This is a genomic window from Actinosynnema sp. NPDC023587 (assembly GCF_040640215.1).
Lineage (GTDB): Bacteria > Actinomycetota > Actinomycetes > Mycobacteriales > Pseudonocardiaceae > Actinosynnema.
The window spans coordinates 1-19,325 of sequence record NZ_JBFABG010000030.1 but is presented as its reverse complement, the minus strand read 5'-3'; the positions used below and the strand labels follow the sequence as shown (position 1 = coordinate 19,325).

Below are 19,325 nucleotides of genomic sequence, written 5' to 3'. Positions count from 1 at the left end.
CGTGGCCGGTCGCCCGCCGCTGGGTGCTGTCGCTGGGGGTGACGCCGGCCCGCCCGCCCCCCGCCGCTCAGTCGTCGTCCTCGCCGGTGGCCTGGAGGTGGGCGATGCGGTGGGCCACCCGCAGCCCGCGCGGACCGAGCACGGGATTGCCGTGACCGTCCACAGTGGTCAGGAAGCGGAACAGCATCGCGTGCCCCTCCAGGCGGGTGAGCAGACCGCCCGCCACGTCGCCGCCGAAGTCCACGAACGAAGCCTGCTCGACCAGGCCGCGCGCGATCCGGCGGCGGGCTCTGAGCGGCACCCACCACGTGGTCACCAGCAGCAGCACCAGACCGAACGACAGCGCCGTCGCCAGCACCGCCTCCCACCCGACGAACCGCAGCGCGAACACCTGCACGACCGCGCCGACCACCAGCAGCACCGCCCCGTACACGGCGGCCCACCCGGCGGTCGCGGCGGCGGGCGGCTCGGCGTTCTCGGTGTCCCACACGCCGTCCACCTGCCGCCAGCGCTGCAACGACCGGCCCAGCCGCAGCGACGCGGTCGCGCCGAACACGATCGCCACCACCGTGCCGACCACCACGAGCGTCGCGTCCACGTCGTAGAGCCGGTAGCGCACCACGGCCCAGATCCCGGCCACGATCAGCGCGACCACCAGCAGCCGCACCAGCAGGCGCGGGCGCAGCCGGATCTTCTTCAGCACCGCCAGCGGCGTCCCGACCGGGGCGGGCAGGCTGCCGATCAGCAGCAGCCCCAGCACGACCAGCACCACCCCGCCGAGGGCGACCATGCCGGTCACCCCCTGCTCGGCGGTCACCTCGGACGCCATCGCGATCCGCGTCCGGTCCACCGCGACCGCCGCCAACGGGATCACCGGCGAGAGCAGCACCAGCCCGTGCAGCAGGGTCCCCGTGCGCAGCGCGGCGTACCCGAAGGCGGCCAGCAGCGTGGCGCTGCCGAACGCCGCCGCCGGGCCCACCGCCCACGGCGGCAGCAGGTCGAACAGCGCCAGCACCAGCAGCGCCCCGCCCAGCGCGAACCCGAGCAGCCCCAGGAACTGCGCCAGCCGGCCGCCCCGGGTGAGCCCGGTGATCGTCCAGTAGGGCAGCAGCGCCGCCCCGCGCAACGTCCGGGTCAGCGGTTTGGCGGGCCCCAGCCCGGAGTTCTCGCTGTCCGCCACGGTGATCGCCACCGCCGCCGCGGTCGCCGCGGTCCGGATCACCTGGTCGCTGGACGCCTCCTGGGACAGCGGCTCGCGCCCGATCCCGGCCCGGTCGAACGCGGCCAGCGCCTCCATCCCGACCTCGACCCGCTGCGCGTCGGTGCGCACCGGCAACCGGGCCAGCAGCACGGCCTGCTCCTCCAGGAACAGCTCGCCGCGCGACCGCCGGTCCGCGCCCTCGCTGCGGTCGGCCAGGATCGACGCGCGCAGCGCGGGCAGCTCCTCGCAGATGATCCGCACGTGCAGCCCCCACGCGGCGAGCTCGGCCAGCGCCTCGCACGTCGGCGGGTGGTCGTCACCCGGGCTGCGGTACAGCGCGGCCAGTTCCGCGACCGCGCGCTCCACCACCGGCTCCAGCGACGCGGGCAGCCCGTCGCCGAACAGCCTGCCCACCAGGTGCCCGACCCGCGCGCGGGCGCGGTCGGCCGGGGACGCCTCCGACGGCGTGAGCCGGTCGATCCGCATCAGCCGCTTCGGTTCGAACACGACCTTGCACAGCATGGACGCGCCGTCCATCCGCCCCCAGATCCAGTCGTTGACCCGCCACGACCGCTTCAGGAACCCGGAGAACCGGCTCAGCGACGCGCCGCCGGCCTTGTCGTCGGGGGTGCTGCTGTACTCGGCGAACGCGTTGCGCGTCTGGAGGCTGATCTGGACCAGGTCCACCACCTGGTCGGTGCCGCCGCGCGAGTCGTCGGCCAGGCAGGTCACCGCGACCTCCAGCGCGAGCGCCCGCGACAGCCACAGGTCGTTGCCCAGCAGCCCGGCCGCGGTCTCGTCGTCGGTGCGCGGCTCGGCCAGCAGCCTGCGCCACGACCGCAGCCCGGCCATCGCCACCCGGTCGTCGTCGAGCACGTCGAGCACGTCCCGCGCGTCGCCGAGGATCGCGGCGATCCGGTCCACCTGCGCCCGCACCCGCTGCCCGACGGAGGCACCCGGCCCGGTGGGCAGCATCCCGGCGGCGAACGCCTCGACCCGGTCCTCCCAGTACTCCTGGTTCAGCGCGCGCACCTCGCCGGTGGTCCACTGGCCGTCGAGCTCGGCCCGCGCCGCCCGCAGCGCGGTGCGCAGGTCGTAGAGGTTGGTCCGGGCCTGCGCCAGCCGCGACGCGCCCGCGAGGTCCTCCGGCACCACCCACACCAGCCGCTTGAGCAGGTCCATCGCGGAGGCCGAGAGCCGCTCGGCCATCCCGATGCCCCACGGCCAGCCGCGCTCCGGCAGCGCCGCGGGCTGCGGCCGGCCGGGCACGTAGGGCAGCCCGCCCCACTGGGCCAGGTAGGCGCGCTGGGCGGCCTCGGCCGAGGCCCGCACCCGCTCGAAGGTCCACCCGGCGGCGTTCGCGCCCGGTACCTCGAACTGGCGGGAGGTGACGTCCCGCGCCGCGTGCCGGATCCGGATGTCCTCGTAGTGGTCGTGCAGCGTCGCCGCGAGCCCGTAGAGCTTCCCGACGACGGACCCGCCCGTGGCCAGCCGGTCGAGCAACGCGCTGCGCCCGCCGCGCCGCGACGCCGCCAGCCGGTTGTGCTCCTCGATGCGCTCGACGTAGGTGCGCCCGCTCTGGCTGGTCAACGCGCTCAGCAGCCGCGCGCCCGTGCCGATCGTGCTGGGCGGCTTGCCGTCGACCGGGGCGGCGGGCACGCCCGCGTCCTCCTTGGCGTGCGGGAAGACCAGGAGCATCACCCGGCGCACCGGCCCTTCGGCGGGCATCCGGTCGATGGCCTCCAACGCCTCCTTGGTCGGCGTGTTGACCAGCACGCCCCCGTCCACCGCGTACCGCGACCGGTTGTCGGTCCCGTTGGCCCACGAGGCGACATCGGCCATGTTGGGCCGCCCGGTGCCGGTCTCCGGACCCACGGGCACGTAAGACGGTTCGAACGCGAACGGGAAGGAGGCCGACGACCGCGCCGCCAACGCCATGCGGTCCACCAGCGTCGGAAGCTGGTCGGCGGTGAAGTCGTCCCGCCCGTTCGGCTCCCGCCGGAACGAGAAGCTGCCCTGGTGGGTCGACTGGACGAGGGCCTGCCCGAGGTCGTCGTGGGTGACGGTCGGCACACCCCCGAGCAGCGTGGTCGTGATCCGCAGGTCCACCGGCCGTTCGTCGGGCCGGGTGGGGGAGAAGTCGGTGGTCAGCCGGTCCAGCGCCTCCCGGAGCCGGGGGAGGAAGAACTCGTCGCCCTTGAGCAGCGACACCGGCGAGCCCCGGAACGGGGTGCGGAGCAACTGCTCCATCCGCCCCTGCTCGGCCCACAGGTCGCGCAGCCGTTCCAGCTTGGCGTTCTCGTTGACCTGCGACAACGCCAACGCGGCCCCGTTGATCCCGCCGGCCGAGGTGCCGGTGATGACATCCGCCCGCGCCGTGCTGCCGACCAGGTCCAGCAGGTCGGCGTACACCCCGTCGCCGCGCGTGAGCCGGTCGAGTTCGAGGACCACGCCCCCCATCCACACGGCGAGGCTGACCCCGCCGTTGAGCACGACGGCGAACCGGATCTGCTCGCGAGGCACGTCGGCCATCACACGCTCCCTCCCCGGACGCGCGGGCGATCTTCCCAGGTACCGGTAAGTCGCCCCCCGGCACCGGCGGGTTACGCCCTGATCGGGTTATCCACCCATCGGCACCAGCCGAGCCCCCGCCCCGGGCGACGCCCGCGGGCTCAGGCGGCGTCGGGTGCCGGGTCGCGCCGGATCAACGGCAGCACCTGCTTGCGCGCCACGACCACGCACAGCAGGAAGGCGAGCACCGAGGCCGCCACCGCCTGCGGCACGATGTAGGCGCGCCCGTCGAACGCCGCCCCCGTGGGCGGCAGCACCACCGCGACCACCGCGCTGGTCACCATCGCGAACAGCCGGAACCGCTTCGCCAGCACCGCCGTCGCCAGCGGCAGCGCCGCCCACAGCACGTACCAGGGCTGCAACACGGGCCCGAGCACCAGCACGGCCCCCAACCCGGCCCCCAGCCCGTTGACCGCCTTGATCCGCCCCTTGAACGCCTTCCACAGCAGCAGCCCGGCGATCACCACGGACACGGCCTGCGTCACCAGCCGCATCAACGCGATCATCGAGTCCGTGTGGTTGCCCAGGTCGAGCAGCAGCCCCAACCCGCCACCCAGGAAGCCCATGGCGGTGGGCGGCGACATCCAGCTCTTCACCGTCCCCGCGACGTTCAGCGTCGAGATCCACCCGAACCCCAACCCGGTGCCCAGGCACGTCCCGACCATCACCACCCCGGACACGACGGCCAGCAGCAGCGCCGCCTTGACCAGGTCGAACAGCGAGCCGCCCAACCGCCGGGCGATCATCACCCCGAGGAAGCCCAGGGCCAGCGCGGCGGGGATCTTCACCGCCGCCCCGAACGTGATCATCGTCGCGCCGAGCGCGATCCACAGCAGCTCTTCCCGCGTCATCGGCGACCCCGGCACCACCGGCATCTTCCGCAGCGCGAGTTCCAGCCCGACCAGCATCAACCCGATCGCCAAGCCCTCGTTGTGCACGCCCACGACCAGGTGGAACAGCACCAGCGGGTTGGCCGCGCCGAGCCACAGCGCGCTCACCGGCGGCACGCCGAAGCGCCGCGCCAGCCGGGGCAGCGCCCACACGATCATCGCCAGGCCGACCAGCACGAGCAGCCGGTGCAGGAAGATGCCCGGCAGGACGCTGTCACCGGTCACCATCGAGATGACGCGCCCCATGGCCAGGAACAGCGGCCCGTAGGGCGCGGGTGTCTCACGCCAGATGTTCGGCACGTTGGTGGTCAACGGGTGGTCCACGCCGAGCGCGCTCTGGGGGCCGAGCTCGTACGGGTCCTGCCCGTTCGCGGCGATCTGCGACTGCGCCAGGTAGCTGTAGACGTCCCGGCTGAACATCGGCAGGACGAACACCAGCGGGGTGATCCACATCAGCAGCGTGCGGTCGAGCTGGCTGCGCGACACCAGCCGGGGCCGACCCGGGCGGGCGAACCGGCCCAGCCACAGCCACGCCGACACGATCAGGAAGACCCCGGTCCACACGACGGCCATCGAGGCGGTCGACATCCGGGGGAACAGCCCCAGCACCGGCGTGCCCGGCAGGGGGCTGAACACCGGCGCGGCCCCCGCGCCCAGCGAGCCGACGAACATGAGCAGCGCGCCGACGGTGCCCCACCGGCGGATGATGTCGAGCTGCCGCCGTTCGGGGGCGTCCAGCGGCGCTGCCTCGCCAATCCCGTCCCGGTCCGCCATCACCAATCCGCCCGCCGTCACGCCCGAAGGGTAGCGACCGGCCTGCGCGCGTGAGTCGGGTCACCCGATCCGGGCCGATCTTTGCGAGCGCCGGCGAAATAGGCAACACTGGTGTTGTGAAAAACGTCGGGACCGACTCGACCGCTGTGCCCGCCGGGCACGACGGCCGTACTCGGCACGCCGTCGCACGCCTGCTGCTGGAGCAGGGCCCGATCGCCGCGGCCTCGGTCGCGGAGGAGCTGGGCCTGTCCCCGACAGCGGTGCGCAGGCACATCGACGTGCTGGTGGCCGACGGTGAGGCGGTCAGCCGGGAAGCCTCCCACCGGGGTCAGCGCGGCCGGGGTCGCCCGGCCAAGTTCTTCCTGCTGACCGAGCAGGGCCGGGCCCGCTTCGGGCACGCCTACGACGACCTCGCCGTGGCCGCGCTCCGGTTCCTCGCCGAACAGGGCGGGGAGGAGGCGGTGCGCGCCTTCGCCGAACGCCGGGTCGCCGCACTCGTCGACCAGCACCGCGCGGCCATCGTGGCGCAACCGGACCCCGCCGAGCGGGCCAAGGCCCTCGCGGTCGCGTTGACCAGGGAGGGCTACGCTGCTTCGGCGCGACACGTGGGGGCGGGCGAGCAGCTCTGCCAGCACCTGTGCCCGGTCGCGCACGTGGCCGCCGAGTTCCCGCAGTTGTGCGAGTCCGAGACGGCGGCGTTCGCCGACCTGCTCGGCACGCACGTGCAGCGGCTGGCGACGATCGCCCGCGGCGACGCCGTGTGCACCACCCACATCCCGAACCCACCCCCGATCACCGTCGGCGAGACCGACCCACGACCTTCAGATGGAGGGGAGCCCGCATGACTGCCGCTGCCGAGCAGCGCACCACCACCACAGCCCCGCTCACCCAGGAAGAGACCCTGGCGAGCATCGGCAACTACGAGTTCGGCTGGTCGGACTCGGACGTGGCAGGCGCGAGCGCCCGTCGTGGCCTGAGCGAGGACGTCGTTCGGGACATCTCGGCCAAGAAGAGCGAACCCGAGTGGATGCTGGAGTTCCGGCTCAAGGCGCTGGGGCTGTTCGACCGCAAGCCGATGCCGACCTGGGGCTCCGACCTCTCGGCGATCGACTTCGACAACATCAAGTACTTCGTCCGGTCGACCGAGAAGCAGGCCGCGACCTGGGAAGACCTCCCGGACGAGATCAAGAACACCTACGACCGGCTGGGCATCCCGGAGGCGGAGAAGCAGCGCCTGGTCTCCGGTGTCGCCGCCCAGTACGAGTCCGAGGTGGTCTACCACAAGATCAACGAGGAGCTGGAGAAGCAGGGTGTCATCTTCCTCGACACCGACACGGGGCTCAGGGAGCACCCGGAGCTCTTCCAGGAGTACTTCGGCTCGGTCATCCCCTCGGGTGACAACAAGTTCTCCGCGCTGAACTCGGCGGTGTGGTCGGGCGGTTCGTTCATCTACGTGCCGCCGGGCGTGCACGTGGAGATCCCGCTCCAGGCCTACTTCCGGATCAACACCGAGAACATGGGCCAGTTCGAGCGGACCCTGATCATCGTCGACGAGGGTGCCTACGTGCACTACGTCGAGGGCTGCACCGCCCCGATCTACTCCTCCGACTCGCTGCACTCCGCGGTCGTGGAGATCGTGGTGAAGAAGGGCGGGCGCTGCCGCTACACGACCATCCAGAACTGGTCGAACAACGTCTACAACCTGGTCACCAAGCGCGCCAAGGCCGAAGCGGGCGCGACCATGGAGTGGGTCGACGGCAACATCGGCTCCAAGGTCACCATGAAGTACCCGGCCGTGTTCCTGATGGGCGAGTACGCCAAGGGCGAGGTCCTCTCGATCGCGTTCGCGGGCGAGGGCCAGCACCAGGACGCCGGCGCGAAGATGGTCCACATGGCACCGCACACGTCGTCCACGATCGTGTCGAAGTCGGTGGCGCGCGGCGGCGGCCGGACCTCCTACCGGGGTCTGGTGCAGGTCAACAAGCGCGCGCACCACTCGAAGTCCACGGTGAAGTGCGACGCCCTGCTGGTCGACAACATCAGCCGGTCCGACACCTACCCGTACGTCGACGTCCGCGAGGACGACGTGTCGATGGGTCACGAGGCCACGGTCTCGAAGGTGTCCGAGGACCAGCTCTTCTACCTGATGTCCCGAGGCCTCAACGAGGACGAGGCCATGGCGATGATCGTGCGCGGGTTCGTCGAGCCCATCGCGCGCGAACTCCCCATGGAGTACGCCCTCGAACTGAACCGCCTGATCGAACTTCAGATGGAAGGGGCCGTCGGCTGACATGGCCGTCACCACTCAAGAGCAGCAACACGGCCTGACGGCCCACTCCCACGGTGCGGGGGCCCCGATCTCGTCGCGCGCGGACCACTTCGCGTCGTTCGACGTGGACGCGTTCGAGGTGCCCGGTGGCCGCGAGGAGATCTGGCGCTTCACGCCGATGAAGCGCCTGGCCGGCCTGCACAGCGGCGCGCCCGCCACGGGCACCGCCGCGGTCGAGGTCAAGGCCGCCGAGGGCGTCCGGGTCGAATCCGTCGCCCGGGGCGACGAGCGCCTGGGCACCGCCGGCACCCCCGCCGACCGCATCGCGGCGCAGGCGTGGAACTCGTTCACCGAGGCCACGGTCGTCACGCTGCCGAAGGACACCAAGGTCGAGCCGACCACCATCACGGTGACCGGCGCGGGCCGGGGCGAGGTCGCCTACGGCCACGTCCAGGTCCGGGCCGAGCAGTTCGCCGAGGCCGTCGTGGTGATCGACCACCGAGGCTCCGGCGCGTACGCGGACAACCTGGAGTTCGTCGTCGCCGACGGCGCGCACCTCACCGTCGTGGCCATCCAGGACTGGGCCGACGACGCGGTGCACGTCTCCGCGCACCACGCGAAGCTGGGCCGCGACGCCACGTTCAAGCACACCGTCATCACCCTGGGCGGCGACCTCGTCCGGCTCACCCCGGTGGTCACCTACACCGGGCGCGGCGGCGACGCCGAGCTGCTGGGCCTGTACTTCGCCGACGCGGGCCAGCACCTGGAGCACCGCACGTTCGTCGACCACGCGGTGTCCAACTGCCGCAGCAACGTCGTCTACAAGGGCGCGTTGCAGGGCGAGGGCGCGCACACCGTGTGGATCGGCGACGTGCTGATCCGCGCGGCGGCCGAGGGCACCGAGACCTTCGAGCTCAACCGCAACCTGGTGCTCACCGACGGCGCGCGCGCCGACTCGGTGCCGAACCTGGAGATCGAGACCGGCGAGATCGAGGGCGCGGGCCACGCCAGCGCCACCGGCCGGTTCGACGACGAGCAGCTCTTCTACCTCCAGGCCCGGGGCATCCCGGAGGAGCAGGCCCGCCGACTGGTCGTGCGCGGCTTCTTCCACGAGATCCTGCTCAAGATCGCCGTCCCCGAGGTGCGCGAGCGCCTGGAAGCCGCGATCGAGGCGGAGCTGGAAGCGGTGGGCGTGTGATCAGGGTGTGCTCGCTGACCGACCTGGACGACCGCAAGCCGGTCGCGTTCCAGGTCGGTGACGAGTACACCCCGGTCCTGCTCGTCCGCGACGGCGGGGCCGTCCACGCGCTGCGCGACCTCTGCACCCACGCGGAGGTCGCGCTGTCCGAGGGCGACGTGACCCGCCAGGGCGTCGAGTGCTGGTTGCACGGGTCGTGCTTCGACCTGCGCACCGGCCGCCCGTCGTCCCCGCCCGCGACGGAACCGGTCGACGTCTTCGCCGTCGACCTCCGTGACGGCGACGTCTACGTGGACGTCACCGCCACCCTGAACGCCACCACGAACTGACTTACGAGCGCCCCACCCGGCGCACACCAGGAGAACTGAGCACCACATGGCCACTCTGGAGATCAAGGACCTGCACGTCTCGGTGACCACCGACGAGGCGGCCAAGGAGATCCTCAAGGGCGTCGACCTGACCATCAGGGCCGGCGAGACGCACGCGATCATGGGCCCGAACGGCTCGGGCAAGTCCACCCTGTCCTACGCCATCGCCGGGCACCCCAAGTACCAGATCACCTCCGGCACGGTGACGCTGGACGGCGAGGACGTGCTGGAGATGAGCGTGGACGAGCGCGCCCGCGCGGGCCTCTTCCTCGCGATGCAGTACCCGGTCGAGGTCCCCGGCGTCTCGATGTCGAACTTCCTGCGCACCGCCGCCACCGCCGTGCGCGGCGAGGCCCCGAACCTGCGGCACTGGGTGAAGGAGGTCAAGGCGGCGATGTCCGACCTGGACATCGACCCGGCCTTCGCCGAGCGCTCGGTCAACGAGGGCTTCTCCGGCGGCGAGAAGAAGCGCCACGAGATCCTCCAGCTCGGGTTGCTCCGGCCGAAGATCGCCATCCTGGACGAGACCGACTCCGGCCTGGACGTCGACGCGCTGCGCGTGGTGTCCGAGGGCGTCAACAAGTTCAAGGAGTCCGGCGAGGTGGGGGTCATGCTGATCACCCACTACACCCGCATCCTGAAGTACATCGAGCCCGACTTCGTGCACGTGTTCGCGAACGGCCGGATCGTCGAGTCCGGCGGGCGCGAGCTCGCCAACCAGCTCGAAGAGCACGGTTACGTGAAGTACGCCGGGGTCCAGGAAGCCGCCAAGGTCGGCTGACGCCGTCCTGGCAGTGGACTTCGTTCCGAGACTAGAAGAGGAGGCGTCGGGGCTGTGACCACCACCGCTGCTCCACTGGACGTCGCTACCGTGCGTGCGGACTTCCCGATCCTGGGCCGCACCGTGCGGGAAGGCAAGCGGCTGGTGTACCTGGACTCCGGCGCGACCTCGCAACGGCCGCGACAGGTGCTCGACGCCGAGCGGGCGTTCCTGGAAACGGCCAACGCCGCCGTGCACCGCGGTGCGCACCAGCTCGCCGAGGAGGCGACCGACGCCTACGAGGGCGCGCGGGCGAAGATCGCCGCGTTCGTCGGCGTCGACTTCGACGAGATCGTGTTCACCAAGAACGCCACCGAGGGCGTGAACCTCGTCGCGTACGCGATGGGCAACGCCTCGGTCTCCGGCCCCGAGGCCGCGCGGTTCCGGATCGGCCCCGGCGACGAGATCGTCGTGACCGAGATGGAGCACCACGCGAACCTGGTGCCGTGGCAGCAGTTGGCGCAGCGCACCGGCGCGACCCTGCGCTGGTTCGGCGTGACCGACGAGGGCAGGCTCGACCTGTCCGACGTGGACTCGCTGATCACCGCGCGCACCAAGGTCGTCGCGTTCACCCACCAGTCCAACGTGCTCGGCACGGTCAACCCGGTCCGGTTCCTCGCGGACAAGGCCCGCGCGGTCGGCGCGCTCACCGTGCTGGACGCGTGCCAGTCGGTGCCGCACGGCCCGGTCGACTTCCGGGCGCTGGGCGTGGACTTCGCGGTGTTCTCCGGCCACAAGATGCTCGGCCCGTCCGGCGTCGGCGTCCTCTACGGGCGCAGTGAGCTGCTGGAGACCCTGCCGCCGTTCCTCACCGGCGGGTCGATGATCGAGATGGTGCAGATGGCTGCCTCCACGTTCGCCCCGCCGCCGCAGCGCTTCGAGGCCGGCGTGCCGATGACCTCGCAGGCGGTGGCGCTCGGCGCGGCCGTGGACTACCTGGGCGAACTCGGCATGGACCGGATCGCCGCGCACGAGCACGTGCTCACCGAGGCGGCCCTGAGCGGCCTCGCGGAGATCCCCGGCGTCCGGGTCGTGGGGCCGCTCGACACGGAGGACCGCGGCGGCGCGGTGTCGTTCGTGGTCGACGGCATCCACGCCCACGACGTCGGCCAGGTGCTCGACAGCCTCGGTGTCGCGGTCCGCGTGGGTCACCACTGCGCGTGGCCGCTGCACCGGCGGATGAACGCCGCCGCCACCGTGCGCGCGAGTTTCTACTTGTACAACACGCTGGACGAAGTGCAAGCCCTGGTGGACGGCGTGCGCGAAGCCCAGAAGTTCTTCGGGGTGGCGTAGATGCAGCTTCAGCAGATGTACCAGGAGATCATCCTGGACCACTACAAGAACCCGCACGGCCGCGGCCTGCGCGACCCGTTCGACGCCGAGTCGCACCAGATCAACCCGACCTGCGGTGACGAGGTCACGCTCCGGGTGAAGCTGGACGGCGAGGTGGTCACGGACGTGTCCTACGACGGCCAGGGCTGCTCCATCAGCCAAGCGTCCACCTCGGTGTTGACCGACCTGGTGGTGGGCAAGCCGGTGGGGGAGGCGTTCAAGAAGTTGGACGCCTTCGTAGAGCTCATGCAGGGTCGGGGCAAGGTCGAGCCCGACGAGGACGTGTTGGAAGACGGAATCGCCTTCGCCGGTGTGGCGAAGTACCCGGCCAGGGTGAAGTGCGCCCTGCTGGGGTGGATGGCTTTCAAGGACGCGGTGGCCCGGAGCGAAGGAGCAACGGCATGACGCCCCCAGAAGAGACCACGACGGAAGACGTGGTCCGCGGCGTGGAGGGGATGCCCGAACCGTCCGCGCCGAAGGCCGACCTGCCCAGCGTGGACGACCTCGAAGAGGCCATGCGCGACGTGGTCGACCCCGAGCTCGGCATCAACGTGGTCGACCTCGGTTTGGTCTACGACATCCGCGTCGACGAGGACAACGTCGCGCTGATCGACATGACCCTGACGTCGGCGGCGTGCCCGCTGACGGACGTCATCGAGGACCAGACCCGCACCGCCCTGACCGGCGGTCCGGGCGGCGGCATCGTCGACGACTTCCGCATCAACTGGGTCTGGATGCCCCCGTGGGGCCCGGAGAAGATCACCGACGACGGCCGCGAGCAGCTCCGCGCCCTCGGCTTCACGGTGTAGCAAGTCCCGGAGCGAGTACCCCCGACAGCGGTCGCCACCCCGATGGCGACCGCTGTCGGCGTTCCCGGCCGTGCTCACCCGAGCCCCGCAGCCCCGGCGTTCATCAGCCGCAACGCCTCGGTGCCCTCGCTGAGCAACCGTTCCAGCGCTTCCGGCGTGAACAGCATCTCGACGGACCCGTCGCCGAAGGTGAACTGCACGGCGTCCACGTGCAACTCGCTCTTGATCGGCGAACTCCCGTCCACCATCGCCCACTGCTGCGCCACAACCCCTTGCACCGAACCCGCCACGTCCCGGCCCTCCTCTGATCGCTATCGTCCTGTTCGCAGGACAGGACGAGCGTAGCGGGGTCCGGGCAGAATTCCGCTCCTCGAACGGGTGAAAACCCGCGCCGAACATTCGATGGGAGCCTGGGCATGACGGACGGACCGCCGGATCCGGTGATCGCGAGGTTCCAGTGCGGCGAGCTCGCGAGACGGCTGCGCCTGGCGGCCAAGCTCGATCACACCGAAGCCGAGGGCCTGCTCAGAGCGCTCACCGCCAGCTTCTACTCGACCAAGCTGACCAAGATCGAGAACGGTGCGATGCCGCCGTCGCCCGCCGACGTCGAGGCGATGGTCAGCCTCTACCTGCCGACCGTCGAACAATCCGACGACCTCCGAAATTTGTCGAAGGACGCCCGCCGCCGAGCCCGCCCCGGCGCGACGCCCAACCCGAGAGCGCGGCAGTACCTGTCCCTGGAACGCCTCGCCGCCGAGATCCGCATGGTCTACAACGAGATCCCGGGCCTGCTCCAGACCCGCGAGTACGCGCACGCGGCCCTGTCCGCCTCACCCGTCGTCGCAGCCTCGACGGTCGACGGCCTGGCCGCCGAACGCGCCGAGCGAAGCCACCAGATCATCCGCCCGGACGGCGCGCGCACGTGGATCGTCCTGGGCGAAGAAGCCCTGCACCGCGCGAGCGGCGGCCCGGACATCCTGCGCCGCCAACTGGAACGTCTCCACGACATCGCCGTGCTGCCCAACGTCAGATTCCGCGTGGTGCCGATCTCAGCGGGCATCGTCGCCGGGCTCGGCGCGCCGTTCACCCTCCTGCACATCGCAGGCGGGAAGTCGATGGCGTTCGTGGCTACTGCGGTCCGAGGTGACTACGTCAAAGCTGTTGAACCGTTCATGGCGGTGTTCGGGAACGCCTGGGACGAGTCGGCCTCGGAGAGGGTGTCGATCGGGATACTGGAGGCCAGGATTGCCGACCTCGCCAACAGTTAGGAGCGGCAAGCATGTTGAGGTGGCGTAAGAGCAGCTTCACGAACACCGGCAACGACCCTCAGTGCGTCGAGCTCGCCTGCCCAAGCGCCGATCGGCGTGCGGTGCGGGACAGCAAGCAGCCTGACGGTCCGATGCTGAGCTTCCCGGCGCGCGCGTTCCACGCCTTCCTCACCGAACGCCGGAAGTAGCGTCGTATCCGGAACCACGGCCGTTGGACTCACTGACAGTTAGGAGCGGCAAGCATGTTGCGGTGGCGCAAGAGCAGCTACACGAGCGCGGGTACCGATCCTCAGTGCGTCGAGCTCGCCTGTCCAAGCGCCGATCGGCGTGCGGTGCGGGACAGCAAGTGGCCCGCCGGTCCGACGTTGAGCTTTCCGGCGCGCGCGTTCCACGCCTTCCTCACCGAACGCCGGAAGTAGCGACAATCGGGGCAGCCCGAGGGCTGCCCCGACCCCCACCACGTCAGTCCACACCGATGAGAACGTCGAGAGCGACCCGAGCACCAACCGCGTCCACACCCCCGGGACGAGATCAGGTCTGCGCCACCAGCATCTCCACCACGTCACCGAGCTCGCCCCGGCGCGCGAACGCCCGCCGCTGCCGGGCCGCCCCGCCCCCGTCCACCAGCAGCCGCCCCACCCCGTCGTCCACCAGCGCCTCGTCCCCGCTCGCCCGCAACGCCGGCCGGACCCAGTCCACCAGCGCCCGCACCAGATCCGCCGCCGCCACCAACCGCCCGCTGCGCGGCTCGACCCCGGCCCCCTCGACCCCGTCCCGGGCCGAGCGCCACAACGCCGTCCGCAACACCAGCTCCGACACCGGGAACGCGGCCACCCCCGACGCCCCGACCGCCGCGATGCCCCGCACCAGCGCCGCGACCAGCACGGCTTCCTCGACGGTCGCCGCCACGTCGCACACCCGCAGCTCCACGGTCGGGTGGTTGGCGGACAGCCGCACGTCCCAATAGACCATGCCGGTGTCCATGGCCGCCCCGGATGTCCGCAACGTGCGCGTGCCCAGGTGGTAATCCTCTGCGGACGCGAACCACGGCGGCGCGCCGGCCGACGGCCACGGGCTCCACGACAGGTACCGCCAGCTCGCGTACCCGGTGTCGCGCCCCTCCGAGAACGGCGAGTTCGCGCTGATCGACAGCAGCACCGGCAACCACTGCCGCAGGTGGTTGGAGATCTGCACCCCGGTTTCCTCGTCGGGAATCCCGACGTGCACGTGGCACCCGCAGATGGTCAGCGCGTCGACCAGCGACCCGTACCGCTGCGAGATGTCGCGGTAGCGCTGCCGGTCGGTCAGCGGCGGTGGTCGAATCCCGCCCAGCACGGGCGTCCCGGTGGCCACGATCCGCGCGCCGTGCCCCTTCGCCAGGTCGCCGAGCGCACGACGGGACAGCACGAGCTGGTCGCGCACCTCGTCCATGGAACGGCACACCGCGGTCGCGCTCTCCACCTGGTACCGGGTCATCTCGGACTGGAGGTCCAGCACCCCGTCCGCGCCACCGAGCACCTCGGCGGCCACCGGCGACAGCTCGCCGGTAGTCGCGTCGACCAGCAGGAATTCTTCTTCCACGCCGACCGACAACGCGGTGTCGAACTCGGCTCGCGGGCGCGGCAGCGCGCTGATGTCGACTTCGCTCACCAGGGGCCTCCCTGCGGTGGGTAGTCATCCTGATGCTATGAGTGATCAGCACAGGTGCACATGCATCGTTGCGGTGAACTTGCCGGTCCGGCTAGCTGACCGCCAAATGCGCACCGCCACGCAGCACGTCCACGTGCTCGCTGCCCGGACGGCCCAGCACCCAGCTGGTGCCGCGCAACGACTTCGCGTGCTCCTTCACCGGGGCCAGCAGCCGGGAGACCTCCCGGTAGGAACCCACCGATCCCGCCGCGCACACGAGCGTGGCCAGTGACAGGGTCACCGCGTGCCCCTCGGCGTCGAACGGCGTGTCGAGCACGCCCGCCGCGTAGGGCACGATCTCGTTCAACCCCGCGACGACCAGGAAGTCGTCGCCGCCGACGTGCCCCACCTGGATGCCGGGATACGCCGAAGCACCTTCCGACAGCGTACGCCCCAACGCCCTGATCAGGTCGTCACCGGCCGCGAAGCCCACCGAGTCGTTCACCCGTTTGAACGCGTCGACGTCCAGCCACCCCACGGCGAAGATCTCGCCGGCGAGAATCCGCCGGTCGACCTCGCGGGCGATCGAGTCGCTGCCGGGCAACCGGGTCAACGGGCTCAGCGCCGCCGCCTGCTCGACCTTCATCTCCGCGATGCCGCGCACGACGTCCGCCACCCGCACCACGCCCAAACACCGGTCGTCGCCGTCCACGACCACCAGGTCGTCGTTGGTGCGCTCCCGGTTGGTGTGCGCGACCACGTCCAGCATCTCCATCGCGGTGGACCCGGCCCCGATCAGGCGTGGCTCGTCGGCCAGCCGCGCCGCCTCCCGCTTGGCGTGCAGCGCGTGCCCGAACGGACCGGTCACCGCGAGCAGGAACCGGTTGCGGTCCACCGTCCACGTCGGCCGGCCGTCCTCGTCCACCAGCACGACACCGGTCACCGCGGGCTGGTTGGCCAGCACGTCCCGCACCTCCTCCGAGGTCGCCGACTCGGGCAGGGTCGTCGCCGGGTGCAGGAAGTCGGTCACCTTCGGGCCGGCCTTGCGGTGCAGCGGTTTCGTCGTGGTCTTGGCCGCCGACTCCGGGTCGTTGACCTCGCTGAGCACGGTCGAGATGGTCGCGTTCACCTTCGGCCGGCGCTGCGCGGCGGCCAGCAGGTTCCCCTGCGCCAGCCGCACGCCCAGCCGGCGCAGCGCCGCGAGCTGGGGTTCGTTCTCCACGCCCTCGGCGACGAGCAGCGAACCGGTCGCCTCGCACAGGTGCTGCAAACCCTGCACCAGCGCGACCCGCGCCGGGTCGTCGACCAGTTTCTCGACCACCTCGCGGTCCAGTTTCACCACATCGGGCTGCACCTCGGCCAACAGCGACAGCGGTGCGTCACCCTCACCGACACCATCCAGGCCGAACTTGAACCCGTCCGAGCGCAACCGGTCCAGGGCCTTGACCAGCCGGTGACGTGGCGCGCGCGAGTACGGCGTGCTGACCTCGATCACCAGGTCGGCCGGCGGGCGGCGGGTGTCGCGCAGCGCCGCGTACAGCGGAGCCAGGTGCTCCGGCTTGTCCGCGATCGTCATCGCGAGCAGGTTGACGTGCAGCGGGAGGGTGAAGTCGTGATCGGCCGCGCTGCGGATCGCACGGCAGGCGAGGGCCACGTCGGTGTTCGCCAGGTACCCCGCGCGGAACGCCATGCGGAGCAGATCCCGCACGCTGCCGTCGTGCGGGCGGGCCAGTGCCTCGACCGCGACAACCCCTCCGGTGTTGAGGTTGAACAGCGGCTGGAAGGCGAAGCGAACGTCATCCAGCAGAGCGGGCACGTCACCAGATCATGCCGGGTCGATCTTGACTTGCCCAGAGCGTTCACCCGGAGTTCGCACAGCCTTGGCCGATTGCACGGACAATGCCAGCCGCGCCCGCATCCGCCACCCCGCCGTTCGGAACAGGACGGCCATCGCGCCGACCGTTCCCCGCAGGTCGGCGCGGTCGCACAGGTACATTCGTTGCTGATTCTCCGGCAATCGGAAGAACAGGTCGAAAAATTCCGGGACCTCGTCGGGTGGCATGTCCAGCAGCGCGGCCAGGCCGTACCGGCGCAGGGCGTGCACCGCCCGAGCCCGCGCCGGCCACACCACCCGGTCCACCGCGACGCCGTCCGCGATCGCCCGCGCCACCTCCGGCGCGAGCCGCAGCGCCGAGGCCACGCTGTACCCGGTGGCCGGGTGCACCAGCCCCGCCGCCGCGCCGAACGCACCGGGCCGAGGTCGCGCGGCCAGCGGAATCCGCACCCGCTCCTCGGCTTGGGGGAGTGGAATCCCCTGTGCCGCAAGGCGTGCGTGCAACCTCAACCGCAGCTCGGCCAACGGCAGCCCCGGCCGGCGCGCCAGCGACGTCTCCTCCAGCAGCACCCCGCCACCCGGCAGCGGGATCGCGTACAGGAACGTCGGGTCGGCCGAACCCGCGTCCGGCGGTCTGCGCCAGTCCATGACCAACGCCTCGTCCTCGCCCACGAACGGCAACGCCTGCTCGGCCGACACCACCACGCCCACCGCGTGCTGGGCGGCCCGCCCCGACGCACCCGTCGCGTCCACCACCGTGCCCGCCCGCAGCAGCCGCCCGTCGCGCAACACCACGTGCCCACGACCTCGTTCGGCGACCAGGCCCCGCACCACCCGCACGTCGTCCGGCAGCCGTCGCAACCGCTCGTTGTCCAGCACGGCGTACCCGCGCGCGATCCGGTGCTCGGAGAGCGCGAACACCCGCGCCGACGACGTCGACACCGCGACCGGCGCGCCTGCCGGCAACTCGTCCGCCCACGCCGCGTACGTCGCCCGCCACGGGCGCTCCGGGTGCGGATCGACCAACGACGTGACCAGCCCCCGCGCCGAACACGCCGACGCCAACGCCCTACCCGCCGGACCCCCGCCGACGACCACCACGTCCACCACGTCCACTAACGACCGTCCGGCGGGTCTTGCCGCGCCCCGTTGCCCAACAACAACGGCCGGTACGCCTCCACGACGTCGGTCAACTGCGCGCACGTGCGCTCGATCGCCCGCCGCGCCTCGTTCCGCTCCGAGATGACCGCGCTCAACACCAACGTCGTCAACGCCACCGTCCCGTTGAACGCCTGCAACGTCACCATCCGGCTCACCAGGTCCAAGCTCGCGAACGGCCCGATACCCGCCGCCGCCCCACGCGCGGCCATCACCGTGGCGATCAACGCGCACGGGGCCGCGCCCACGTGCTGGAACCGCAGCGCACCCCAGATGGCGAACGGGAACACGACGTACAACAGCCGCAACGGGCTGCTCGCGGCGATCAGCATCACGCCGGTGGTGGACACGATCAGCGCCACGCCCTCCCACACGCGCGCGGAGCTGACGGGGAAGCGCAGCCCGCGCACTGCCAAGACCAGCGGTACGAGGATCAGCACCCCCATCGCATCGCCCGTCCACCACACCGACCACGTCGGCCAGAACTGCGCCCCGTCCACCGCGCCCGACAACACCAGAGCGCCGGTACCGGCCGTGGCGCTGACCGCCATGCCCACGAACGCGCCCAGGAAGACGAACGTCAGCGCGTCCCGCGTGCGGTCGATCTCCGTCCGGAAGCCGGAGTGCTTGAGCAGGAGGAAGGCGACCACCGGACCCAGCGTGTTGCCGACGCTGATCAGGAACGCCGAGCTGCTGTCGCCCAGCGTCGCGTTCACGAAGAACGCCGCGACGGCGATCCCCGGCCACATCCGGACCCCGCCGAGCATCAGCGCCAACAGCGCGACACCGGACGGCGGCCACAACGGGGTCACCTGGTCGTTGACCAACGCCTGGAGCAGACCCAGGCGAGCGCCCGCGTAGTAGCAGGCGGCGACCACGGCGAGGTGGATGCCGTACCTGACCCAAGGGCGCAGTCGCGGGGAGAGCAGCACCCGGACAGCATCCTCCGACTTGGCCCCGCGCACCACGTCTAGCTGCGGAAATGTCCTGACCGACCCCCCGATTTCACTGTCCAGGGGCGCTCGTGTAAGTTTCTCCATGCCAGCGCGGAACGGGCCGGGAAACACCGGAACGGAGCGCCGGAGACAAGCAAACTGAATGCGAAGCGAGTTTGTCGCGGAGCGGAGAAGCCGAAACCGGCCGATTTGACACCGCGAAAACGAACGAGCTAAGCTTCCAGCAACACAAACGGAAACACCAGCCC

General features: G+C 71.2%; 18 protein-coding genes. 11 read left to right on the top strand and 7 right to left on the bottom strand.

What is annotated here, in order from left to right:
• Positions 1–67: 67 nt before the first annotated feature.
• Positions 68–3,733 (bottom strand): patatin-like protein, encoded by a 3,666-nt coding sequence (locus tag AB0G01_RS35165; RefSeq protein WP_360955261.1) that lies wholly within the window; start codon positions 3,731–3,733, stop codon positions 68–70.
• A gap of 140 nt (positions 3,734–3,873) precedes the next feature.
• Positions 3,874–5,457, bottom strand: a complete 1,584-nt coding sequence (gene mptB / locus AB0G01_RS35160; protein ID WP_360955258.1) for a polyprenol phosphomannose-dependent alpha 1,6 mannosyltransferase MptB — start codon at positions 5,455–5,457, stop codon at positions 3,874–3,876.
• A 95-nt stretch (positions 5,458–5,552) separates the two neighbouring features.
• Between mptB and AB0G01_RS35155 the strand changes: the two genes are divergently transcribed.
• Genes AB0G01_RS35155 through AB0G01_RS35120 form a run of 8 tightly spaced genes read left to right on the top strand, consistent with a single transcriptional unit; the run spans position 5,553 to position 12,232 of the window.
• Entirely contained in the window at positions 5,553–6,281 is a 729-nt protein-coding gene (locus tag AB0G01_RS35155) for a metalloregulator ArsR/SmtB family transcription factor (protein WP_360955255.1), read from the top strand.
• The gene (sufB, locus tag AB0G01_RS35150) at positions 6,278–7,726 is read left to right on the top strand and encodes a Fe-S cluster assembly protein SufB (RefSeq protein WP_360955252.1); all 1,449 of its coding nucleotides are present in this window, start codon (positions 6,278–6,280) and stop codon (positions 7,724–7,726) included. Before AB0G01_RS35155 ends, sufB begins: the two co-directional genes overlap by 4 nt.
• Position 7,727: 1 nt before the next feature.
• Positions 7,728–8,903 (top strand): Fe-S cluster assembly protein SufD, encoded by a 1,176-nt coding sequence (gene sufD / locus AB0G01_RS35145; RefSeq protein ID WP_360955249.1) that lies wholly within the window; start codon positions 7,728–7,730, stop codon positions 8,901–8,903.
• Positions 8,900–9,232 (top strand): non-heme iron oxygenase ferredoxin subunit, encoded by a 333-nt coding sequence (locus tag AB0G01_RS35140; RefSeq protein WP_360955246.1) that lies wholly within the window; start codon positions 8,900–8,902, stop codon positions 9,230–9,232. Before sufD ends, AB0G01_RS35140 begins: the two co-directional genes overlap by 4 nt.
• 46 nt (positions 9,233–9,278) lie before the next feature.
• Positions 9,279–10,052, top strand: a complete 774-nt coding sequence (sufC, locus tag AB0G01_RS35135; protein WP_360955243.1) for a Fe-S cluster assembly ATPase SufC — start codon at positions 9,279–9,281, stop codon at positions 10,050–10,052.
• Positions 10,053–10,106: 54 nt separating this feature from the next.
• Positions 10,107–11,384 carry a cysteine desulfurase gene (locus tag AB0G01_RS35130; protein WP_360955240.1) on the top strand — a complete coding sequence of 426 codons (1,278 nt, stop codon included), beginning with the start codon at positions 10,107–10,109 and terminating at the stop codon, positions 11,382–11,384.
• Entirely contained in the window at positions 11,385–11,828 is a 444-nt protein-coding gene (sufU, locus tag AB0G01_RS35125) for a Fe-S cluster assembly sulfur transfer protein SufU (RefSeq protein ID WP_360955237.1), read from the top strand. It begins immediately after the preceding gene.
• On the top strand, positions 11,825–12,232 hold the full coding sequence (locus AB0G01_RS35120; protein WP_360955234.1) for a metal-sulfur cluster assembly factor: 408 nt from the start codon (positions 11,825–11,827) through the stop codon (positions 12,230–12,232). Before sufU ends, AB0G01_RS35120 begins: the two co-directional genes overlap by 4 nt.
• A 74-nt stretch (positions 12,233–12,306) precedes the next feature.
• Here the strand turns inward: AB0G01_RS35120 and AB0G01_RS35115 are convergent, their stop codons facing one another.
• Positions 12,307–12,522, bottom strand: coding sequence for a hypothetical protein (locus tag AB0G01_RS35115; RefSeq protein ID WP_360955231.1), 216 nt, complete (start codon positions 12,520–12,522; stop codon positions 12,307–12,309).
• Positions 12,523–12,648: 126 nt separating this feature from the next.
• On the opposite strand from AB0G01_RS35115, the gene AB0G01_RS35110 reads away from it, so the two are divergent.
• Genes AB0G01_RS35110 through AB0G01_RS35100 form a run of 3 tightly spaced genes read left to right on the top strand, consistent with a single transcriptional unit; the run spans position 12,649 to position 13,919 of the window.
• Positions 12,649–13,500 (top strand): DUF5753 domain-containing protein, encoded by an 852-nt coding sequence (locus AB0G01_RS35110; protein WP_360955228.1) that lies wholly within the window; start codon positions 12,649–12,651, stop codon positions 13,498–13,500.
• Between the two features lie 11 nt (positions 13,501–13,511).
• On the top strand, positions 13,512–13,688 hold the full coding sequence (locus AB0G01_RS35105; RefSeq protein ID WP_360955225.1) for a DUF397 domain-containing protein: 177 nt from the start codon (positions 13,512–13,514) through the stop codon (positions 13,686–13,688).
• Between the two features lie 54 nt (positions 13,689–13,742).
• A complete protein-coding gene (locus AB0G01_RS35100) occupies positions 13,743–13,919 on the top strand; it encodes a DUF397 domain-containing protein (RefSeq protein WP_360955222.1) in 177 nt (58 codons plus the stop codon).
• 112 nt (positions 13,920–14,031) lie between these two features.
• On the opposite strand, the gene AB0G01_RS35095 is transcribed toward AB0G01_RS35100, so the two are convergent.
• From AB0G01_RS35095 to AB0G01_RS35080, 4 genes are all read right to left on the bottom strand, one after another.
• Positions 14,032–15,150: a glutamate--cysteine ligase gene (locus AB0G01_RS35095; RefSeq protein ID WP_360955219.1), complete on the bottom strand. Its 1,119-nt coding sequence runs from the start codon at positions 15,148–15,150 to the stop codon at positions 14,032–14,034.
• Between the two features lie 91 nt (positions 15,151–15,241).
• Positions 15,242–16,945, bottom strand: a complete 1,704-nt coding sequence (locus AB0G01_RS35090; protein WP_360955216.1) for a GGDEF domain-containing protein — start codon at positions 16,943–16,945, stop codon at positions 15,242–15,244.
• 9 nt (positions 16,946–16,954) lie between these two features.
• Positions 16,955–18,073 (bottom strand): lycopene cyclase family protein, encoded by a 1,119-nt coding sequence (locus AB0G01_RS35085; RefSeq protein ID WP_360955264.1) that lies wholly within the window; start codon positions 18,071–18,073, stop codon positions 16,955–16,957.
• A gap of 5 nt (positions 18,074–18,078) precedes the next feature.
• Complete coding sequence (locus AB0G01_RS35080) at positions 18,079–19,053, bottom strand: MASE1 domain-containing protein (protein ID WP_360955213.1); 975 nt, start codon at positions 19,051–19,053, stop codon at positions 18,079–18,081.
• Between the last annotated feature and the right edge of the window lie 272 nt (positions 19,054–19,325).